Here is an 18,827-nt window from a genome sequence, read left to right as displayed (position 1 = left end):
AAGTTAATTAACGCGTGGTTTTCCCCATGCAGACGGTTTAATAACAAAAAACACGCTGGATGGCTGATGATAAACATCCTGATTATCAATATAAGGCGCTATCCATAATGCCGCCGTCTGCTCCCCCGTTCGTAATGGACGGGGAGGAATAACCGGAGATACGGCACTGACCGGGACGACCGTTTTCACTTCCCTGGCAGGGGTAAACAACGGGCGTGGTGACAGCGGCTTCTGCTCCGGGAAAGCCGTCACCCCGGGTCTGCCGGCCGGGAGTGTTGTCGTGGTGACTGTCCGTACCGGCGTTGTCCGGAAGTGGCCTTCAGCCAGGTGCGGCAGTGATGCCGCAGCCGGCTTTACCGTCTCCGGTTGCTCCAGTCTTTTGGCTTTTTCATTAGCCTGTTCCATCGTCATACAGGTGTCTGACGTGGTGGCGGTACATTCAAAATCGCCGGCAGTACCGGCGCATCCGGAAAGCAGAAGAACTCCCCATAAAGGAATAAACCATGAAATTCGGTTCATGACTCCCCTTCTTTTTTATTATCACACAACATATTTTTGATGAATTCAGTCATCAGTAACGATTTCCCTGCCAAAGGAGCGCCGGCAATAACATACATTCCTGGATGAATAATCCACTCTGCCGTCATTCCTTTTTTCATAACACCCGTTGAGGCAATATTTATATTGCAAAACAGAGAGACCGGACTGAATTCCTTCGTGACAGGATGTTTTATTTCAACAGGGCAGTTACTGAAACCCGTGTTTATGCATTTATCTGACACAGATTTCCCTGTCACTAAAATAACATCAGACGCATCCATTTTTATCCCCCTCATTTTCAGAGTTTTTATTTCCGGAATAAGCAATCTGTCCGTTTGCCCTGCGGGTTCCGTATTTAAATTCACATGGACGGTACGGCCGGTCTCCGGTCATGACAGCCACCGCGGTATACAACAGTGCCAGCATCCCCCATAGCAGCCATCCCGTTTGCGACAGGGCCTGGTCGATATTTGCCGCGTATTCTTCCGCGCCGGTTATTTTTAGCGGACAGTTTTCCGTCAGCGATGGCAGATTCTCCGGTGCAGGTGACGGCACCGTGAAAACCGGTTCGGGGCAGTCCCGGACCGGAAACATCCCGGACGGAGCCATTGCCCTCACCCGCCCGATTTCCTGCGCCATCTGTTGTCCTGGTGTGGTATTCCCCGTCCGGAAGAGCAGAATGACAACGATGGCTGTGGTGGCAAGCGGCCAGATAACAGCATATTTCACGGTCCAGAACAGCCAGCGCAGCAGACCGGCAATACGATAAAAAACGACACGTCCCTTCAGGTTGTCCGGCTGGTTACTTTTCATTTGCAGAACCTCCCTGGCTGCCGGACATAAACTGCTGTGGATTCAGGTTACCCAGCTGCTTCAGCATCTGATCCGTGTTAAAACCGTTCATATGGCTGTCGACTGACGGAGGTACGGGCACCGGGCTTTCCGCATTCTCATCCTCCTTCCGGTGACGGGCCTGCTCCAGTGCCATTTCTTCCACGGTTTTCAGCTGGAATCCATCCTGAAACACCACGGTCACCTCATTACCGGCACCAATCGGGATCACCGGGTGATACTGCTCGGCACGTTTGATGTAATAATCACTGAGTGTCTGCGCGGCTTTCGATGCACCACCGCCAAGTCCCATCTTAAGGACATCACCGGCTCCATAAGCGGCAGTTGCTCCCAGGCCGACCGCCGGCTGTGAGGCACGCTCCATCCCCTGCCCGATACCGTCGACAAAACCGGCCCCCCATGCCCAGCCGAGGATTTTACCGTTACGCATCACCACTTCCCCTTTGATGCCATTTTTACCCCGGAAGCTGACATGGCCCTTAATCGGCTGGTCGATGGTTTTGCCGTTCTTCAGACAACTGATATTCCGGGTACGGACAATTGCCCGTTCGCTGGAAACATCCCCCCAGGCTTCCAGCCCCACAAAACATCCTGTCAGATCATAGGTCTTACTGTTCGGCATCTCCACAGGGCCGGTAATCCGCAGTTGCATGGGAACCGTCGACTCATTACCGGTGACCGACGCATTGGCATCCGCCCCCTCAATCAGCACCGATTTGGCAAAACTCCCAGACGGAACATACGGCAGCGAGGGGCCTTTTTTCACGGCAGCGTCATAGCTGAACGTTTTACGTTGTATACGGTTCGGCACCGGCACGGACTGGTATATCACCTGTGGTGGCGGCGTGACGCCATTACCCGGATAAAAAGCGGTTGGCGGAGGAACGGCACCCTGTGGCGGGAAAGTCACCGGTGAATTACCCGGCTGTGGTTCTCCTTCCGGGCCGGGTGGTGAGGCAGGCGTATGCGGCACGGGCTCCCCGGTGGTCGTCACCGGGTTCGCCCCCAGGGCTTTCACCTGCTCTGCCAGTGCTGCATTGTCCTGCCCCAGCTTTTCAATACGACGCTGGTCATCACCGCGCTGTTTGTTAAGGACATCCAGCTCACGACGGACTTCCTCATACTGCTTCTGCATCTGCGCAGCCGTCACCTGCATTTCTGTCGTGGCATGCTGACGTACCTTGTCATCAAAGGTGGTATCCACCACTCCGGTCATATCCGGCACCGGCTCCTGTCCGGCCACGGTTTCACTGTTTCCGTACATATCCACATCAGACAAATAAAGGGCCCCCCCAATAGCAGAAGCAGCCCCGACAACCACAATCCCCAGCCACAGGTACTGCCTGCGTTTCACAATGGTGTTGATACTGGCCATCAGCTGCCCTCCCCGTCACGGATGACATACACGTCCATGCGGGCGCCCGCCAGTAACTGGCCGGCAGGCTGGCTGAACATCACGGCACGGGTTCCTGGCTGCCAGAAATCACTTTCCCGGATGTTCAGGACAGACGATGTTTTATTTTCCACAGCAAACCGCACCATCTTCAGATGGTTGCCGGTCCATACAGCGTCAGCCTGTGCAGACATACCCGCCGGGGCCTGTAACACTTCTTTCGTGACGGGGATCTGATACCAGCCGGCAGGCAGCGTGCCGCCACGTACCGCCTGGCTGACGGAAACCAGCAGGGATTCATAGGGCGTGGACATTTCCCATGCGCCAGCCTCCTCACCGGTACCACGCAGGTCGCTGACCAGTTGAACGGTACGTCCGTCACCGGCCCGGGGAACAGCCCGGACGGAGAAATTCAGCCCGCGCTCCGTCTCCAGAATGAAGGTGAACGGTTTTTTACTGGCCGTGGCCACCACCACGCCACCAGATCCTGTCTGCTCACTGTTTGTCAGCATGCCATCCAGACCGCTGACCGCAGTGATACGGTCGCCCGGTACCGTAAACAGGTTCGGGTCGGTGTTGCTGACAGCAATGTTCGCCTGACCGCCGTTGGCCAGGGAAACCACCACCGGAGCCAGCGTACCGGAGCCCGATGCCATTACCAGACCGGAAAACAACCATCCGGCCGCCATTAAAAATGGCTTATACGGCTTATTTTTTTGCATCGTCTGTTTCCCCGAAATTATCCAGCCAGGTCACACCGTTCTCCCGCTTCAGAATAAGGATGTAATGCTTAATGTCGGTGAACGGCTTTGAATCCCCAATCCAGGTTTTCAGCACACCGCGAATTTCCACCCGCCCGTATTGCGGCCAGACACGCACGCTGGTCTGAAAAAAGGCGGAATTGACGTTGTCCGCTTTAATACGTCTCGCTTCTTCTGCCAGAATGACTTTCATTTCATTCTGCGCGCCCGGACGAATATATTGCAGAAGCGCCTGATGCGAGGCATCAACCATTTCCGGAGACACATTCAGACGCAGGGCAATAAACGACAGTGCCATCTGCTGTAAATAAGAGGCATCAGCACTGTTCTGTGACACCGCAAAGGGTGCGTTAAATCCCATCGGGGTTATGGCTGTACGCTGCTCATTCTGCAGGCGGTAATTATTAATTCCCTGTATAACGTTGGCAGCAAGACTGAGCACAATCAGCAGAGCCATAAAAATAAAGCTGATGGCCAGTATACGGTTTGTACTTAAACGGGCACCGTGTTCCATATAACAATCCAGGTATCAAGATTATTTAATCCATTGCCGGAAACATGAGTCGGGAACATTATGAAAAATCCCCCTTAGCAGGACTGTCGGCATATACCAGTAAATCAGGTCACGCAGCCAGGAGCTTCCACGCCCTTTTTTCAGTTTTTTAATCCCGTAATAAACCAGAACCGCAGCGCCAATACCGGAAAGATATTTTGATGTCATCATTCCCCAGCCAATACAGATTGCTGCCGGGATCAGTTCATCGAGTGGCAGACCAAACCAGCGGCTCTGGTTTGTCAGTGTTTCCGGGAAACGATATTTCCTGAGCTTATTTTCGTCTCCCGACATGGTTTTATTTCCTGTCAGAGGCCAACGACGGCCATACCCACGGCAATAAACACGGAAATGATGGCAAAACCGGCCAGGAACTTGACGTTTTTGGTCATCATGTACATCACAGCCCCAACCAGCACTTCCGCCACGATAATCCATTTAACGATACTGGAGTCCTTACCAAAGGTCGCCTTAACCGTGGTGTTACCGCTGGCCATCAGGTCCTGCGCGCCGCCGGAGGCCATTGCCAGTTGCGGGAAAAAGAACATCAGTACCGCAGCAGGGATCACTGCACGGGCAACTTTCAGCAGGTTCAGACGTGTGAATACAGAAAAAAACGATTTCTTTTTGACGGGCACAGAAGCACCCTGAACACTTAAAGTAGCGCTCATACGATTCCTCTATTTGATATATAGTAAATATGAAAATTACAGTTCTTTAAAGGTAGATTCTTTTTCTTCTGTTACCTCCCTGAAAATTTCTTCATTATAGAAATCCGGATATCTGCTCAGATGATCCTGAAGCCTTACTAACGCCTCGTTCGTCTTGGTTCTTCCACTTCTCTCCCTTGCGTTTAGTAGTTGTCTGTTTGTTGCCTCATCCAAAGTTAATGATAATTTTTTGCCTGGTGCAGGCCTTAAATTCCCCTTTTTCAAACTCCCTCCTCAATCTAAAGAGTTTTAATCAAAATATTTACATAAAACACAATGAACTGAAATAATAAAAAAGTAAATTACATTAACACTGACGGGAACAAAATGTTCCCGTCACTCAACAAAATATTAACAATTACTTGCAAATTAATTTTAAAACTTTTCTGTATAAAATATTTATTTTTCCTGATATTAAAAAATCATAAAGAAAACGATCTCTGTTATAATAAGATGTATTCTTAAAAAAATTCATCACCTTCTTTCTGGAAGAAGGTGATTTTATACTCATCAAATCAGCCGAAAACTCATGACTTAATCCAATCAGGTATGGAGTAATATCATTATATCTGTCAGTAAGAATAATGGCATTTAACAATTCGTCTTCCGTACAAGGACGGGAAATTATTCGTATTTTTGTATAATGTAAATCAATAAACCTCCATACGAAGTAATTTTCATTCCCGACCAGAACATATTCAATATGAATCACCCAGAGAGTACCGTTTAAAAAAACATCCTCAATCACACAGAGATGGTTGAAAGCAGAACAGGAATCGATTTCTGCTTTCAAAAAGGTAAGCTGAACATCAATATCTAATAAATGAAACCACTCAGCCTGAGAGCTTATTATTTTCTCAAAAGCAGAATTTTTCCCGACAAAAACGCCATCCCCTCGTCTGACGCAGACAGGATACTCCTGCCATGATATAAATTCTTTTATGCAGCGGGGTAAATATACCTGATTGCAGGGTTTTATTTTTTTCTTTTGCAGACATAAAAATCTCCTTAATACCTTGATTATTAACATTGCGTTAACAATTCAAGTATTAATATATGCAGGGGTATTTTGTCACGATTTAAATGTGGTTTTTTATACTATTATATAAAATACAATAGAATATTATGCTGGAGTTACTCGGTATTGTCATCGTAAGGGAAAAACCTCTCCATCACTGATGACACTTTATCTTTTATGTCTTCAACCATATTTGCATATTCAAATTTTGGATTTCCAGTTACATGAGGACTGAGAGATCCTATACCTAAGATTTTTGCTACTGATGACTGTGTTTTGATTACATTTTCAAGTAATACTTTATTGAATTCTGTCTGATTGAATGCTGACTCCTTACGTTCCATTTGTGCCTCATAAACACGAAGACCTAACTCCAGCAACATCGAAGCTGTACCAGAAAAACTGATGTCTTTATCTCTTGCTCCTTCCTGTCGCCGCTTTTCCACAATCGCATTTATTTTTTCAGCCACTTCATCACTGACATAAGCCTGCACTTTTGCCACATCCTTCTCCTTATATAAAAAGTAATAAACCTCTTATTTCTTACATCCCAGGATGACGATTCATCGATGAATTGAATCGTGAATCGAATCGCGATTCAGCATGATTCATGCGACGCATCACACCACGAATTGAATCTGGAGTCAATTCAACTTAACTCATTGTTTTATTATTTGTGATTCAGTAATGAATCACCGGCAATTCATGAGTGAATCTTCAAAGAGTCACCGATGAATCGCATTTAAATAAATCAGAATTATATAGTATAAATGTAAACCAATATCTTCATGATTTAAAAACAAAATCAGAAAAATTTTAATTTTGCGTGGGGTGTGGTGCTTTTGGTGGTGAGAACGGCAATTTTGTTGAGTATAAAGCTGGAGTGGGTTAAATTATTACCGGCTAACTACGCAAGAGGCAAAATAATGCATAAATGGCTCCTTTCTGTCCTCCTGATGTTAATCAGTACAATAGTTCACGCTGCTGATTGTTTTGATCTGGCCGGGAGAGACTACAAAATAGATCCGGATCTACTGCGGGCGATTTCATGGAAGGAATCCCGTTACCGGGTTAATGCCATCGGTATTAATCCGGTAACGGGATATGGCAGCGGACTTATGCAGGTAGACTCCCGGCATTTTAACGAACTGGCCCGCTACGGAATTACGCCGGAACATCTGACAACAGATCCCTGCATGAACATTTATACCGGAGCTTATTATCTGGCAATAGCCTTTAAAAAATGGGGCGTATCCTGGGAGGCCGTGGGTGCATACAACGCTGGATTCAGGAAGAGCGAACGACAGAACCAGAGACGTCTTGCCTATGCATCAGACATCTACCGGATTTATACCGGGATAAAAAGCAGTAAAGGTATCCAGCTTCCGGTAAGTAAGAAACCGTTTTCAAAAATCAACAGTTCGCAGAAAAATTAATCTTATATACATTGTCAAATACCGGTCATTCCGCAACAACAACATGAAAGACCATACACGAATGTATCATAATAATGATAATTCTGACTGGCCCGGGCAAAGCAGACCTCTTCTTATATATCAGAAATGACACAGTCTCCTGCCAGATTTTTGGAGACGGATATAATGATTAAAATAAAATTCGACGACCAGTTGATTAAACAAGGGAACAGAAAACAAGATAACTATGCCGCAAAATGATACGATGAAAAAGCCCGTTTTTTTCGGGATTTTATTATCGTATCATGACGTCCACACAGTCAACTGTTCAGCTATCACCATCTATTCCGGTAACAGCTCTTGTCCTGGAATTTCCCGGAGGTACTCCTTCCTGGCAATTCCACATTAATAATATTTTTCTGAACACGTTACCAGGTGGTCCAAAGACCATCCTGTTTATCCTCCCGACAACGGGGAGTAATTATCAGCTCAGATATTACATGAATTTTATTCTCATACCTGACCGTGAACGTCGCCCTGCCAAATAAACGTTGCTCATCGTTGTTGAGGATAATGGATTTCATCTCTGCCATAATGTCTGTCACCTTATCAAAAACGCCCGGAACGTCATAAGCGTTCCCGATGACCTGCCTGACACTATCGCCTTTATATGGCTCACGGATTTCACCGAAATTATTTCCACACACCAGACCATTTGCGCAGACAAAATGAAACAGCCCGGAGAACATCTGATCACCTGACTAACAACCATGAGATTTGAGTAAAATAATTTCAGGAACCTCTTTCCCTTTAACAGGTTATTCACGACGAAGACTCAGCATATGTTTACTGTATTTCCGGCGACTTAAATCACGCCCCCGACTCCGACAGGCAAAGAACGGCTGAACCCCTTTATCATGTAACCTGTTGATGATATTAATGGTTTGAATATCAATCGAAACTCATATTTATCACCTGAAAATACAGATGGTATACCCTGCATTAATTCATCGTTATTCAAAAGACGGTCACAACGAACAGAATGATGTCTGTCAAATCGGGATGCTAATCTCATGATCACTGCCCTCTTTATTAAAGGAAAAATTTTTTAACGTTTATTTCGATAAAGTTCTGTTTAGTGCTAAAATTTAACATTTATTTAAAAATATCAGGCTAAAACCGTGACCTGACTTGCATATTTATATAACCGCCGAATTCACCGGCGGTTTCTCAATAATCCTGGTAAGCGGTTCGCCAGAATCGTATTGATCTTTTTTTCGGTCAGATCAATTTTCCAGGGCGTTTGCCAGCGCAAGGGATGGAATCCCGCAGGGCGGAGACAGCCCCGCCGGCTCCGTTCACGACAGCCCGGTCCCCGCCAGGGGATGCGCCCGCGTTTGTTCTGAAACACAACGGACGGGACACAGCAGCAGGAAAAATCAGAACAGCCATCACAGGGAACCGGGTATCCGTCACAGCAGTCCCGAACGGCGGAAAAAGTGAATGAGAATGAGGAACAGTGCGTCAGCACTGCCCTGCATTCTGTTTTCGGGGGTTCAGCGGCGTGTCATCCCGCACAGACGTCCGGGGATGACAGAAACATCAGTGGCGAAGGTTTCTCAGGTCATCGTCAGACAGGCCGGTCAGTGTCAGGACGGTATGGCGATCCATACCGCTGGCCAGCATCTGCTGCGCCACCTCCAGCTTACCTTCCAGCTTACCTTCCTCACGGCCTTCCAGCTTACCTTTGATGAGTCCCTTTTCCTCACCAATCTGAATACCTTCTTCACGGAGTCGTTGTGCCACGGTCATAATGTTTTCCCTCTGTTGCGGTAATCGCTGTGCCAGCGTATTGATAAAACGGTGATAATCGTCAGTATCACCATCACGGACGGCGTAATTAATCGCCGCCAGCAGGGTCTTTTCCGTAGTGTAGCCTGATTCCAGCTGGCTGACCAGCAGGTCAGTCAGCGTGTCCGTCAGCTCCATCAGGTCACGGCGGATGATATTTTTAAGCAGAAACTCCATCAGCGCCACGCGGCGGTGTCGGAGGATCTCATCATCCGGCACACGGGTGATATCAACCAGCGGAAAATCCCGGCAGTACAGCGCGGCTGCCATTTCCGGATCATCAAACGCGTCCAGCCAGTTCATGGAGAACGGATACGGACTACGTTTCCCGGCATAGAACAGCACCGGGATCACCAGCGGCAGGGTTTTATGCACATCCAGATGGCGCTGCATGGCGGCCACAGAGTACCTTAACATTCTGAAAGTAATATGTTTTTCAGGTCTGCTTTGGTGTTCGATAAGTGCGTATACGTACCCGCTCCCCCGGGTGGTCTCCACTGACCAGAGGATATCACTGATATACGGTTTCAGGTCGGCGTCAACAAACGAGGTGGACTCCAGCTGCAGGGTGTCCAGATCGCAAATCGCCAGCAGGGCCGGAGGCAGGTGCAGGTTAAGGAAGTCGCGGGCGGCCTCCGGCTGTGACATAACTATTTTGAAAAAAGCGTCGTGCGCGTGTGACGTACCTGAATTATCCATAACGGTCTGTGACGGGTGAATGATGCGTGATCCTACCACAAAAGAGCGCGGGCGGGCCGCTTCACAACGAACAAACCATCCCGTGAATGAAACGATGATGACAACGACCCGCTCACGCCAGCCGGATTATATATCATCGTTCTGGCGGATAAGCTCTTTTTCCTCCGGAACGTAACGCAACTGTTCATCCGCCTCATCAGTGCTGTCGCAGATACGGCTGAGTGCCGCCATCACGCTGTAATCCGTATCACCCCGTTCGACGGCCAGACCGGTGATTTTTCTTTTCAGGGCAGACAGTGAACGTCGCTGCCCTGCTGCCGGACGTTTTTCACTCACCGGACACCTCCCGCATCCCGCAGCTTGTTCGGCACCATCCAGCGCTCCAGCTCACGGACAGGCGCACACGCCTCCCATCCCGACAAGCTGGCTTCATACACTACCCGCCACAACGGGACGTCCTGCCACAGCCCCCGCTCAAATCCGGCCAGTGACGGAAAACGTTCGCTCCAGCGCCAGAACAGACTCTCCAGCTCGTAATCCGGTACGTCACTGCCCGACCAGCGCGACAGCCAGCTACCCACTGTCTCCGGGGTATGAAAGGCCAGTTCGATTTCGGCCTGCCCGACACGCGCCTGGTACGCACTTTCCCGGCTCACCGCCTCGCGGTGCAGCTGGCGGGAGTATTTCTGCTCCTTCAGCAACATTTTCTGGCGATCTCTTTCACCGGCACGGAACCGCACGGACGGAAAAAGCCGGTCGCCCGCATCAGACGGCAGCGGCAGGCAACAGATTTCACCCCGGCTTTCAATCAGCATATCAACAGCATTCAGCCACTGCGACCGGCTGCCGCGCAGCGCGTCCGCCGTCAGCGTCGGGGAGAACAGGCGAAGTTCATCCAGACTCACACGGCGGCGACCGCTGAGAAAGCGGAAAAAGGCCGTCGCATACGGGTACGCGGCCAGCCTGCTCCTGCGCTGGCGGCGGTTTTCCGTCTCCGTGGCGGCTTTCAGGGCAGCCTGACACACCGGACTGAGCGGCACCAGGGCACGACATTCACTCTTCATACAGCCCCCTCCCCCGTCAGCATCGCAAGGATATAACAAAGGTTATATCCTTCGTCATCCAGTGTTGCCGCCAGACGCAGGGCGGCGCTGAACATTTCCGGAGCAAACTGCGGGCAGTCACGTACACACGTCACCGAACGCCCGTCAGCGGAAATGAGCAACAGCAGCCAGTGGTCGCTGACTTCTCCGGGGCTGCACAGGGCAAAACGGAAACGTCCGTGCCCGGGGGCAAAACGTACCTGTACCGGAAACAACCCGCCATATTCACCGGCATACTCACCATTCATATCCCATGATTCCGGGACTGCCAGCATCACCATTACGGCATGTGTCAGGTTACGACGAAATTCATGTCCCGCCTCGCGGCACAGTTCAAAGTCTTCGGCTGTCATACAGGCAAGGTCTTCCGGGGTATATTTAGTTTTCATACGTATATCCTTGATACCGCCGCCCCGATCAGGGGCGGCGTGGCGTTAACATTTATCAGGCTGCATCCGGCAGGTTGTTACGGATATCTGCATCAGACCCCGCATTTTCTGCATCAGTCACGGTATCCGGCGCATCAGAATCGCTGCTTTGTGCATCAGGTGCACACATCCAGACAGGTACCCAGCGGTTGCCCCGCATTTTGTCTTCAGCCAGTTCAGCCGCGTCGCCTTTCTTCATTTTCTCCGCGTCCCGCGCTGCTCCGGTCAGTCCGGCCTCATTCAGCGCGGCGATGATTTGCGGCTTTTTAAGGCTGCCGAAGAAATTTTCCTTCGTCGGCTGCCACCAGTCGCGCATATGGAATCCGAGGGCAGTTTCCAGCCTGTCCAGCGGACTGCGGGTGGTGCCGCCTGTACCACGCGTCTGCATACCGTCAAGGCTGCATGCGGTACAGAAACTGAGCAGGGCGGTAAGGTCTGTGGCGCTGAGGGTGAAAAAGGTGGTGAAATCCTGTGACCAGTCCTCCGGCAGCAGGGCTTCCAGTCGTTTTCCTTCCTGCATCAGGGTCAGAAATGCCATGCCCTCTTTACCGGACGGGGCGGTATTCGTCAGGGAGTAGTGCTTACAGTCCAGGGAAATTTGCGCGGGTCGGTTATACGCGCCGCTACCGAACACGTTCAGGCAGAGAGTCCATGCCAGAAGCGCCAGGGATTTTTCCGGCTGCTGCATCAGTGCCACCTGGACTGCCAGCGTCCGCTCCGCACACATTCTGGTCAGCAGGGGTACACTGATTTCGTCCACAGGCTCCGGCTGCCGCTCATATACCGGAACCTGAGCGGGTTCATCTTCCGTTTCAGACGGTTCACGCAGCATCACCCCGCGCTGGACACAGATGTCACCGTGACGCCAGGACACCACCACGCCACTTTCCGCGCGCATCTCCGGCGTCCATGCCCGGAGTTGTGCCGAGCATTCGATGGCCTCCATCTCTGACTCCATCGCGTCGGTTTCATCGCTGGCGGTCTGGTTTTCGTCGTACAGTTCCTGCAACTCGTCCAGGCGCTGCTGTTCCTGCTCCGTGTAAACCTCATCAGGCTCGTCCTGAATGCGGTACACTGCGGCATCCTCACCACAGCGGCTGACAGGCTCCATCCGTCCCGCGCACCACGCCCAGCCCTCGGCCTCTTTCAGGCACTCCGCCACCCACTGAATCTTTTCCAGCAGGGCGGTATCCAGCGCCAGCCTGTCCACAAAACCGCCCTGCTCGTCGCTGAACAAATCTGCACGAACTTCATCCGCTGAAAATGCCGCTTCCCCGACAAACCGGAACTTACTGTTATTGTGGGTGGGGACTTCGCTTTCGGTGATCAGATTGCGGATCACCCGTACCTCCGGCTTATTGTTCCAGCTCTCACGACAGGCGGCCTCGTACACCTGCACCTGACGGTCGGGATTGTCTTCCAGCGCCAGCGCCTGACAGTGCTCCGTGGTGATTTTGTCCGCAGCCAGCGCTTCCAGGATAACCGGAGCCAGCCCCGCGAGTTTCAGCATCCGCTGTACGTGGCGGGGCGAATAGCCCAGCAGATCGCCTGTCTGCGCGGGGGTTTTACCTTCCGCTGCCATCGCGCGGAATCCCGCAATCTGTTCGGCAGGGTGCATTTCCAGATGCTGCCCGTTCTCGGTCAGTGAAGCGGCGGTCGCCAGATCATCCGGCACCACCTTCACGCGGACAGGCCAGTCCGGGGTGATCGTGTTCTCAGTGACCAGCAGATTCATCGCCGCCAGACGGCGACCGCCAGCGGCAACGCCGTACAGGCTGTCAGGGAGGGCGTGAACAACCAGATTCTGGAGCAGTCCAATCCCTTTAATGGAATCCGCCAGTTCGCGGACGCTCTCTGCGGAATACGGCACGATACGCACGTTCTGCGGGGATTTGACCAGGGCAGACAGCGGTACGTGCTGCTCTTCGGTCTGCGCCAGCACCTCAGACAATACGGTGTCACTGGCGCTGACGATAGCGGCATTTTTTCCCTTACGGCTGGTTTTTCCTGCGGGTTTTGCTTTAGACTCTGTTACTGACATAGTTAATGCCTCATTTGTATTGATGATTGTCTGCCGGACGTGTTCCCGTCCGGCACCTCTTACGGCTTACTGCGTTTTGCGGATACCGTAGCTTTCGATACAGCGGTTGAGCCAGTACTCGCCTCCCGGTTCAAAATTCCATGTACGCCAGACCATTTCGCCGTCCTTACGCACAACCAGGCGAAAATGCGTTCCCTGATCGTCTTCGATGACGACATTCTGATACTGTGCTGCCACCGCTTCGGCCTGTTCGCGGGTGAACGAGCCATCAGGCAGGGATTTCAGGGGGGGCATGGTGCTTTCGGTCATCGTGTTTCTCCTGTGTAAGCCCCGCCAGACGGGGCTTCAGTGGAAATCAGCGGCCTCGTAGAGTAGGCCTCTGGTTTGAAGTAATCTCCCCAGCGGCCTCTCGTCAAACCGTGCGTGCGGTTTTCCCGCACACGGCTTTCCGACTGCCTTCTTCCTGTAGCGTTACAGCGGCACAGGGCGAGCGTACCGACTTGATTCATCTCCGGTTACCGACAGACTGTATATCTTGAATAGCCCGTGGTACTCGTAGAACCATGACGGCGGGTGGTCCCGCCACCCCTTAGTTCGCTTCTTGTGCTTCTTCCTCAACATGATGCAGAGTGTCCAAGTCGTGTAGTTCGCGATGCTCAAGAAGTGCTTCCTTGAATTACCTGTCTTGAAGTAATTGCCCCAGCCCCGCAGAATCGGATTGACTTTTTCCTTGATGAGCTGCGGTAGATTCCAGTGTTGCCCAGTCCGGACAACTTCCCGAATCTTCCTCTTGATGGATTTCATCGCCTTGGGAGCAGGGTAGTAGTAGGTTTTCAGTTTGCCCGTCAGCTTCGACGGCTGAACTGCAAACCTATGCCCCAGAAAGTCGAACGGCTCTTCCCGGGCGTTCACCACCCTCGTCTTCTGAGCATTGAGTGTCAGCCCAAGTCGGTCCAAAACCTTCTTAGCCTGTTTCAGATAAAATTCTGGATTCTCTTTGCACAAAATCACAAAATCACAAAGTCATCCGCGTACCGCACGATGTGAGCATCATGTGGCCGTTTGCCAAACGACTTCATCTCCCAAGAGTGATCCAGCCAATGCAGGTAAAGATTCGCCAGCAGGGGAGAAATAACCCCTCCTTGCGGCGTTCCGGTGGTTTCCCGCCGGAGACGCATATCTTCCATCACACCAGCCGTCAGCCACATTTCGATCAGTTTCACAACAGACCGATCAATGATCTTGGACCTTACCGACAGCAGCAGCTTGTCGTGCGGGATCGTATCGAAATACGCCTTCAGATCCGCATCAACAACCCAGTGACACTTGAAGTTCAGCCACTTGTAGATTTCGCGCAGGGCTTGCTGGGCGCTCTTGCGAGGCCGGAAGCCATACGAAAAATCCTTGAAGCTCGCCTCGAATACTGGCTCGATGACGAGTTTCACTGCTGCCTGCACTACACGATCTGCAATGACAGGAATGCCCAGCGGTCTTTGCGTTCCGTCGGTCTTGGGGATGTACACCCGTCTGACCGGCATTGGCCTGTACCGCTTTTCGATGAGCCGTGTTCGAATTTCGTCTAGGAACGTAGCCACCCCGATTTCACCTTCGATCACGTCGAAGGTTTGTCGGTCGATGCCTGGGGCACCTTTGTTGGCCCGAACCTGTTCGTAAGCCGACCAAAGCACATCAATTTGGCATACCTTGTCGTACAGCACTCCGAATCTCCGCTTCGGATTCGCCTTGGCTGCCAGGTATAGCTTGCGTTGCAGTACTCGCACACTTTCTAGCGGCGTGTTTATAGCTTTCGCAATCACGCAGTGCCTCCTACAAAATAAGCATGACAGAAGCAGGGGTCCTTCCCTCCGCCGAGGTTATGTTGTCCTCGACATCAGCAGTACTATGACCCCCTCCGACTCCTCTATCCCGCGTTTCTCAGAACTTCGGCGGTTACCTTATATCGTCGATTACACGGTGGGTTAGACCGCGACGGGTAGAGGTCTCGTTCGTTCCGCTCAGTGCTGTGTATGCATCCCATCCTCAATACCCCGAGTTCCTGTCATGGCTTCGTGTGGTTGTTGATCCACCATGACACACTGGCCTTCGTCCCCATTCTAAAGACTCGGCGGAACCACCCTACACCACACTCTCCCAGCATGAATATGTGTCTGACATTTACGAGGCTTGTTCAGGTTCACTTGCGTTACGGGCTGCATACTTGCGCGCTCCCACTGTCTGGGTCGGGGGACACGTTTATCCGGCGTTGCTCCCATGCTTCGGTCGCCCTCCACATGTACGCCATCGCTACGCAGTCAAACTAACCAATTACTGCGGCAGGACTCTCACCTGCAAGACACTGAGCAGCTTTCGAACCGCTCAGAACGGCACATCGTCATCAAAGTCATAAGGTGGTTCAGACGGGTCCGGCGTGACGGGTGCCGGCGGGTTTTTTGTCTGGTTGCTTTTAGCCTTTCCGCGCCCTTTTTTCGCGGCAGCAGCAGGTTTTGCCGCCTGTGATGACGCGGACTGAGCGCCGGAAGACTGATTTCCCTGCGGCTGCTGCTGTGACCAGTCACCGGAGTTCTGTGCCTGACGGTTTCCCAGCATCTGCATGGTGCCCTGTGTGCTGACCACGATTTCAGTGGTATAGCGGGTGACGCCGTTGTTATCGTCCCAGCTACGGGTGCGCAGTTGTCCCTCGATGTAAACCTGTGACCCCTTGCGCAGATACTCGCCAGCCACTTCCGCTAGCTTTCCGAACAGCACCACGCGGTGCCACTCGGTCAGTTCTTTCATCTCTCCGGTCTGCTTGCTTCGCCACGTTTCGGAGGTGGCGAGGCTTAAATGGGCGACTGCGTTGCCGTTTGGCATGTAACGGATTTCCGGCGCATTGCCCAGGAAGCCGATTAAAATGACTTTGTTGATGCCGCGTACTGACATGATAAATCTCCTTAATTCGTTGTTCTGACTTTAAAAACCATCACCCGTTGAGTTTCGGGAGCCGCGGTTTTGACGTTTTGCGGGGACCTGCTGTTCTGTTCCCTCTGGTACTGCCATCACCCGTTTGAGAACCTTCGCCGCAAGGGGCATCACTGCCACGGCCTGACGCACCTGTCCGGGGCAGAACGCAAAAGTTTTTGACGTCTGCGGCAAAAAGTTTTGTGGGCTGTTCATTTCACCCTGGACAGGTGCGGCAGGTTGTGGCTGTATCAGCCCCCGGCGACAGGGGCTTAAACGGGTAACGGCGCCAGAAGCGGAGATGAGCAGGGACCCGCCGCAACGACGAAGAGCGCGTGCGCGAAACGGCGTTGCACCTTACATCCCGGCGTCCTGTTGCCGGGATGCAGGAAGCGCAGGCCACGGCGCGACAGAGACGGCGCGACCGGAACGGTCGCTGCAGGCCGGGGTTTTCATGTATCGGACCGTAGCGGCAGCCCGAAACCGCGCCAGCGGGTTCGGCGGAGACCGGCGGGTGCGTCAGCAGCTGCCTGTCGGAGTCGGGCCTGACGACCGGATGCCTCCAGGCAGCCGGGAGCCGAAGGTGCAACCAGCAGACAGGACAACACTGCAGAAGTCAGAATCAGAGCAGCAGATAAAAAAACAACACCACCACCAGGAACAGTGCCATAACATAAGAAAGAAACATTCCTGAGCCGGACACATCACAAACGGGAAGGGTAACGGGCGACGCGTCAGCGTGGCCCGCTTCCCTTCCGGCAGGTGCCAGCCTGCCAAGGGTTTTCGCGCGGGCTGACAGGCGGCCTCCACCGCCTGCCCCTGTATCACCTGTGTCTGCTGCCCTGAAGGATGTAGTGACCGCCCAGGAAAACAGCCTGCTGAATCACCACAAAATCGCAGATTTCATCAACAATCTGCGCGGTGGTGAGCGGTTTCTGCCCCATCTCACGACGCCGCGCATTAATCACGGCCCTGTAATTGCGCAGAATTTCGCGGGTCAGCACCACGGCAAAAACACATTCACTGTCCGGCACGTCTGTATCCAGCACTTCGCGGATGATTTCTTTAACAGTACGGTACATTTTCTCGTCTCCTTTACAGGGGCGGCATTGCCGCCCCGTCCGTAAATCAGTCCAGTGCCGCGTAAATCGCGTTGCATTCGGGGTGAAATTCGACGTGATTCCATAACTGAGCGTCCCGCATCTGAAAAAGGCGTGTCAGCGCGGCGTTACCGCACTCGTGATGCGTCCACAGACGGCGGTTAACGGCGAGGGTGGTGAGGATAATCCCAGCCGCATCCGCGCTGACGGTACGGTCAAACCAGTTTTCACTGTTAACCAGATGTACAGGCCCGCAGTCCGGCATCATGTAGCCGCCACCGTCCGGCAGGCGGATGAAGTGCCAGAAACCGCCCTCATATCCGGTAATCATTTTTCCGGCCAGCGCGTACACCTGCATTTCTGCAATCATAAAATCATCGCCAAACAGGTACGGCAGAAAAGACAGGCGGTCTGACTCTTCGACGTTAATGATGCGCGCATGTTGCTGATTTGAATGATGCATAAAAACCTCCGTAATCACATTGTCCGCGACACCGGGCGGTGCCGTGCATCCATAACAGCCGGGCGTTAAAGCCGGGGATGCAGGGGCGCAAGGGAAGCCGCAGCCTGACGACACGGCAGACGGAAGCCGGAGGGTGAGGACGCGAAACCTGAGCGGACGAACGACCGGAGGATGACGCCTGACGGGAAGGAAGGACCGGGTGACCGCAGCGTGCATTTTACCCTTGCATCCACGGCAGCCCGGCTACGATGGATGCACGGCACAGCCCGTCACAACACAGAAGCCGCAGAGTGGAAAACCACAAGGCGACGGCCGGGAGGCCTGAGCCGGGTGAATGCGGAGCCGGAAAGGCGACATCATTTTTGCCTGTCATCCCCGGCATCGTCGCAGCCGCCGGCTGAAAAACTAAAAAAGAGAAGGGATTCGCCTCCCCTTCTCTCACCCGTTACCGTTTACAGCTTATCGCTCACCTGGCTGATACTCCGGGCTTCGTTCACCACATCCCGGAGCACGCGGCGGTCAAGCCATCGGCGGACCGGTTCCCCCGGGAAGCGCAGAATATCAGTCATCACAGCACAACCTTCGATATCCTCCTCCTGCTCATTAACCAGCGTCAGCAGTACCGGGCAGAAATGGGCATTGCGGACAAGAATGGCATCCAGCACCTTATCGAGTTCGTCCCCGTCGTCTGCATCGAGCCAGTTCTCATGGTCGTATTCGTCGGCCAGAAGCCGCCAGTTCCCGATGCGCTTTTCCAGCAGACGGGGCACGCCGGACGGCGTCAGTGCCGCCACAATGCGCCGCGCATCCTGGCGGACAATTTCACATACCCGGTCAGCGGATGCTTTCAGGAACGTCAGCAGGTCGGCGCATTCTTCCGTGGTCAGCCATTCCTGTGCATATGGCAGGCGGATTTCGGTACATTCGCGTACCGTGGCAGGG

Annotated in this window: 24 protein-coding genes and 3 pseudogenes; 2 read left to right on the top strand and 25 right to left on the bottom strand. The window is 52.5% G+C overall.

Translation table 11 applies throughout. The features are described from left to right. Positions 1–3: 3 nt before the first annotated feature. The 11 genes from traV to traM form a co-directional block, all read right to left on the bottom strand. Positions 4–519 (bottom strand): type IV conjugative transfer system lipoprotein TraV, encoded by a 516-nt coding sequence (gene traV, locus HV477_RS23470; RefSeq protein WP_175065435.1) that lies wholly within the window; start codon positions 517–519, stop codon positions 4–6. Further along, positions 516–821 carry a conjugal transfer protein TrbD gene (locus tag HV477_RS23465; RefSeq protein WP_175065434.1) on the bottom strand — a complete coding sequence of 102 codons (306 nt, stop codon included), beginning with the start codon at positions 819–821 and terminating at the stop codon, positions 516–518. The genes traV and HV477_RS23465 overlap by 4 nt, the downstream gene beginning before the upstream one ends. Continuing rightward, complete coding sequence (gene traP, locus HV477_RS23460; protein ID WP_175065433.1) at positions 808–1,353, bottom strand: conjugal transfer pilus-stabilizing protein TraP; 546 nt, start codon at positions 1,351–1,353, stop codon at positions 808–810. The genes HV477_RS23465 and traP overlap by 14 nt, the downstream gene beginning before the upstream one ends. Then, positions 1,343–2,767 (bottom strand): F-type conjugal transfer pilus assembly protein TraB, encoded by a 1,425-nt coding sequence (traB, locus tag HV477_RS23455; RefSeq protein ID WP_175065432.1) that lies wholly within the window; start codon positions 2,765–2,767, stop codon positions 1,343–1,345. Before traB ends, traP begins: the two co-directional genes overlap by 11 nt. Continuing rightward, positions 2,767–3,507, bottom strand: coding sequence for a type-F conjugative transfer system secretin TraK (gene traK / locus HV477_RS23450; RefSeq protein WP_175065431.1), 741 nt, complete (start codon positions 3,505–3,507; stop codon positions 2,767–2,769). Before traK ends, traB begins: the two co-directional genes overlap by 1 nt. Beyond that, entirely contained in the window at positions 3,494–4,060 is a 567-nt protein-coding gene (traE, locus tag HV477_RS23445; RefSeq protein WP_154074320.1) for a type IV conjugative transfer system protein TraE, read from the bottom strand. Before traE ends, traK begins: the two co-directional genes overlap by 14 nt. 21 nt (positions 4,061–4,081) lie before the next feature. Then, a complete protein-coding gene (gene traL, locus HV477_RS23440) occupies positions 4,082–4,393 on the bottom strand; it encodes a type IV conjugative transfer system protein TraL (RefSeq protein WP_175065430.1) in 312 nt (103 codons plus the stop codon). Between the two features lie 14 nt (positions 4,394–4,407). Further along, complete coding sequence (gene traA, locus HV477_RS23435; RefSeq protein WP_175065429.1) at positions 4,408–4,770, bottom strand: type IV conjugative transfer system pilin TraA; 363 nt, start codon at positions 4,768–4,770, stop codon at positions 4,408–4,410. A gap of 36 nt (positions 4,771–4,806) precedes the next feature. Then, positions 4,807–5,034, bottom strand: coding sequence for a conjugal transfer relaxosome protein TraY (gene traY, locus HV477_RS23430; protein ID WP_175065428.1), 228 nt, complete (start codon positions 5,032–5,034; stop codon positions 4,807–4,809). A gap of 133 nt (positions 5,035–5,167) precedes the next feature. Beyond that, positions 5,168–5,839 (bottom strand): hypothetical protein, encoded by a 672-nt coding sequence (locus tag HV477_RS23425; protein ID WP_175065427.1) that lies wholly within the window; start codon positions 5,837–5,839, stop codon positions 5,168–5,170. Between the two features lie 104 nt (positions 5,840–5,943). Continuing rightward, entirely contained in the window at positions 5,944–6,330 is a 387-nt protein-coding gene (gene traM / locus HV477_RS23420; protein ID WP_175065426.1) for a conjugal transfer relaxosome DNA-binding protein TraM, read from the bottom strand. A 423-nt stretch (positions 6,331–6,753) separates the two neighbouring features. On the opposite strand from traM, the gene HV477_RS23415 reads away from it, so the two are divergent. Continuing rightward, positions 6,754–7,263 (top strand): transglycosylase SLT domain-containing protein, encoded by a 510-nt coding sequence (locus HV477_RS23415; RefSeq protein ID WP_175065425.1) that lies wholly within the window; start codon positions 6,754–6,756, stop codon positions 7,261–7,263. 307 nt (positions 7,264–7,570) lie between these two features. Here HV477_RS23415 and HV477_RS23410 read toward each other — a convergent pair. The 11 genes and pseudogenes from HV477_RS23410 to HV477_RS28595 form a co-directional block, all read right to left on the bottom strand. After that, positions 7,571–8,317, bottom strand: a pseudogene (locus HV477_RS23410) (DUF932 domain-containing protein). A 527-nt stretch (positions 8,318–8,844) separates the two neighbouring features. Beyond that, positions 8,845–9,792: an Rpn family recombination-promoting nuclease/putative transposase gene (locus HV477_RS23405; protein ID WP_175065424.1), complete on the bottom strand. Its 948-nt coding sequence runs from the start codon at positions 9,790–9,792 to the stop codon at positions 8,845–8,847. Between the two features lie 126 nt (positions 9,793–9,918). Beyond that, positions 9,919–10,128 (bottom strand): hypothetical protein, encoded by a 210-nt coding sequence (locus HV477_RS23400; RefSeq protein ID WP_175065423.1) that lies wholly within the window; start codon positions 10,126–10,128, stop codon positions 9,919–9,921. Next, entirely contained in the window at positions 10,125–10,856 is a 732-nt protein-coding gene (locus tag HV477_RS23395; RefSeq protein ID WP_175065422.1) for a plasmid SOS inhibition protein A, read from the bottom strand. The genes HV477_RS23400 and HV477_RS23395 overlap by 4 nt, the downstream gene beginning before the upstream one ends. After that, the gene (gene psiB, locus HV477_RS23390; protein WP_175065421.1) at positions 10,853–11,284 is read right to left on the bottom strand and encodes a conjugation system SOS inhibitor PsiB; all 432 of its coding nucleotides are present in this window, start codon (positions 11,282–11,284) and stop codon (positions 10,853–10,855) included. Before psiB ends, HV477_RS23395 begins: the two co-directional genes overlap by 4 nt. A gap of 55 nt (positions 11,285–11,339) precedes the next feature. Continuing rightward, positions 11,340–13,364 (bottom strand): ParB/RepB/Spo0J family partition protein, encoded by a 2,025-nt coding sequence (locus HV477_RS23385; RefSeq protein ID WP_175065420.1) that lies wholly within the window; start codon positions 13,362–13,364, stop codon positions 11,340–11,342. Positions 13,365–13,430: 66 nt separating this feature from the next. After that, the gene (locus tag HV477_RS23380) at positions 13,431–13,673 is read right to left on the bottom strand and encodes a DUF905 domain-containing protein (RefSeq protein ID WP_175065419.1); all 243 of its coding nucleotides are present in this window, start codon (positions 13,671–13,673) and stop codon (positions 13,431–13,433) included. A gap of 162 nt (positions 13,674–13,835) precedes the next feature. Beyond that, entirely contained in the window at positions 13,836–14,279 is a 444-nt protein-coding gene (locus HV477_RS28275; protein ID WP_217487830.1) for a group II intron maturase-specific domain-containing protein, read from the bottom strand. Between the two features lie 92 nt (positions 14,280–14,371). Further along, positions 14,372–15,181 (bottom strand): group II intron reverse transcriptase/maturase, encoded by an 810-nt coding sequence (gene ltrA / locus HV477_RS28270; RefSeq protein WP_217487829.1) that lies wholly within the window; start codon positions 15,179–15,181, stop codon positions 14,372–14,374. 559 nt (positions 15,182–15,740) lie between these two features. Then, a complete protein-coding gene (gene ssb / locus HV477_RS23370) occupies positions 15,741–16,304 on the bottom strand; it encodes a single-stranded DNA-binding protein (protein WP_175065418.1) in 564 nt (187 codons plus the stop codon). 30 nt (positions 16,305–16,334) lie between these two features. Then, the gene (locus HV477_RS28595; protein WP_254621701.1) at positions 16,335–16,538 is read right to left on the bottom strand and encodes a single-stranded DNA-binding protein; all 204 of its coding nucleotides are present in this window, start codon (positions 16,536–16,538) and stop codon (positions 16,335–16,337) included. Positions 16,539–16,623: 85 nt separating this feature from the next. On the opposite strand from HV477_RS28595, the pseudogene HV477_RS28590 reads away from it, so the two are divergent. Next, positions 16,624–16,775: pseudogene (locus tag HV477_RS28590) on the top strand (hypothetical protein); the annotation flags it as partial. Positions 16,776–17,146: 371 nt separating this feature from the next. Here HV477_RS28590 and HV477_RS28585 read toward each other — a convergent pair. The 3 genes and pseudogenes from HV477_RS28585 to HV477_RS23350 form a co-directional block, all read right to left on the bottom strand. Further along, on the bottom strand, positions 17,147–17,326 hold the full coding sequence (locus HV477_RS28585; protein WP_309224868.1) for a hypothetical protein: 180 nt from the start codon (positions 17,324–17,326) through the stop codon (positions 17,147–17,149). A gap of 124 nt (positions 17,327–17,450) precedes the next feature. Beyond that, positions 17,451–17,885, bottom strand: coding sequence for an antirestriction protein (locus HV477_RS23355; protein WP_080102342.1), 435 nt, complete (start codon positions 17,883–17,885; stop codon positions 17,451–17,453). A 452-nt stretch (positions 17,886–18,337) separates the two neighbouring features. Next, a pseudogene (locus tag HV477_RS23350) lies at positions 18,338–18,827 on the bottom strand (hypothetical protein); the annotation flags it as partial.

Source organism: Salmonella sp. SG203, assembly GCF_013350575.1.
In the GTDB taxonomy this organism is placed as follows: domain Bacteria; phylum Pseudomonadota; class Gammaproteobacteria; order Enterobacterales; family Enterobacteriaceae; genus Salmonella; species Salmonella enterica.
The sequence above is the reverse complement of the archived record's forward strand: the minus strand, read 5'-3'. Positions and strand labels throughout refer to the sequence as shown.

What these genes read in the sequence shown, in the direction of transcription:
- traV (WP_175065435.1), bottom strand. Translation starts at nt 519, where the DNA reads ATGAACCGAATTTCATGGTTTATTCCTTTATGGGGAGTTCTTCTGCTT.
- HV477_RS28595 (WP_254621701.1), bottom strand. Translation starts at nt 16,538, where the DNA reads ATGAACAGCCCACAAAACTTTTTGCCGCAGACGTCAAAAACTTTTGCG.
- HV477_RS23405 (WP_175065424.1), bottom strand. Translation starts at nt 9,792, where the DNA reads ATGGATAATTCAGGTACGTCACACGCGCACGACGCTTTTTTCAAAATA.
- HV477_RS23385 (WP_175065420.1), bottom strand. Translation starts at nt 13,364, where the DNA reads ATGTCAGTAACAGAGTCTAAAGCAAAACCCGCAGGAAAAACCAGCCGT.
- HV477_RS23355 (WP_080102342.1), bottom strand. Translation starts at nt 17,885, where the DNA reads ATGCATCATTCAAATCAGCAACATGCGCGCATCATTAACGTCGAAGAG.
- HV477_RS23465 (WP_175065434.1), bottom strand. Translation starts at nt 821, where the DNA reads ATGGATGCGTCTGATGTTATTTTAGTGACAGGGAAATCTGTGTCAGAT.
- HV477_RS23415 (WP_175065425.1), top strand. Translation starts at nt 6,754, where the DNA reads ATGCATAAATGGCTCCTTTCTGTCCTCCTGATGTTAATCAGTACAATA.
- traK (WP_175065431.1), bottom strand. Translation starts at nt 3,507, where the DNA reads ATGCAAAAAAATAAGCCGTATAAGCCATTTTTAATGGCGGCCGGATGG.
- traL (WP_175065430.1), bottom strand. Translation starts at nt 4,393, where the DNA reads ATGTCGGGAGACGAAAATAAGCTCAGGAAATATCGTTTCCCGGAAACA.
- HV477_RS23425 (WP_175065427.1), bottom strand. Translation starts at nt 5,839, where the DNA reads ATGTTAATAATCAAGGTATTAAGGAGATTTTTATGTCTGCAAAAGAAA.
- HV477_RS23395 (WP_175065422.1), bottom strand. Translation starts at nt 10,856, where the DNA reads ATGAAGAGTGAATGTCGTGCCCTGGTGCCGCTCAGTCCGGTGTGTCAG.
- ssb (WP_175065418.1), bottom strand. Translation starts at nt 16,304, where the DNA reads ATGTCAGTACGCGGCATCAACAAAGTCATTTTAATCGGCTTCCTGGGC.
- traA (WP_175065429.1), bottom strand. Translation starts at nt 4,770, where the DNA reads ATGAGCGCTACTTTAAGTGTTCAGGGTGCTTCTGTGCCCGTCAAAAAG.
- traE (WP_154074320.1), bottom strand. Translation starts at nt 4,060, where the DNA reads ATGGAACACGGTGCCCGTTTAAGTACAAACCGTATACTGGCCATCAGC.
- psiB (WP_175065421.1), bottom strand. Translation starts at nt 11,284, where the DNA reads ATGAAAACTAAATATACCCCGGAAGACCTTGCCTGTATGACAGCCGAA.
- traB (WP_175065432.1), bottom strand. Translation starts at nt 2,767, where the DNA reads ATGGCCAGTATCAACACCATTGTGAAACGCAGGCAGTACCTGTGGCTG.
- traP (WP_175065433.1), bottom strand. Translation starts at nt 1,353, where the DNA reads ATGAAAAGTAACCAGCCGGACAACCTGAAGGGACGTGTCGTTTTTTAT.
- HV477_RS23380 (WP_175065419.1), bottom strand. Translation starts at nt 13,673, where the DNA reads ATGACCGAAAGCACCATGCCCCCCCTGAAATCCCTGCCTGATGGCTCG.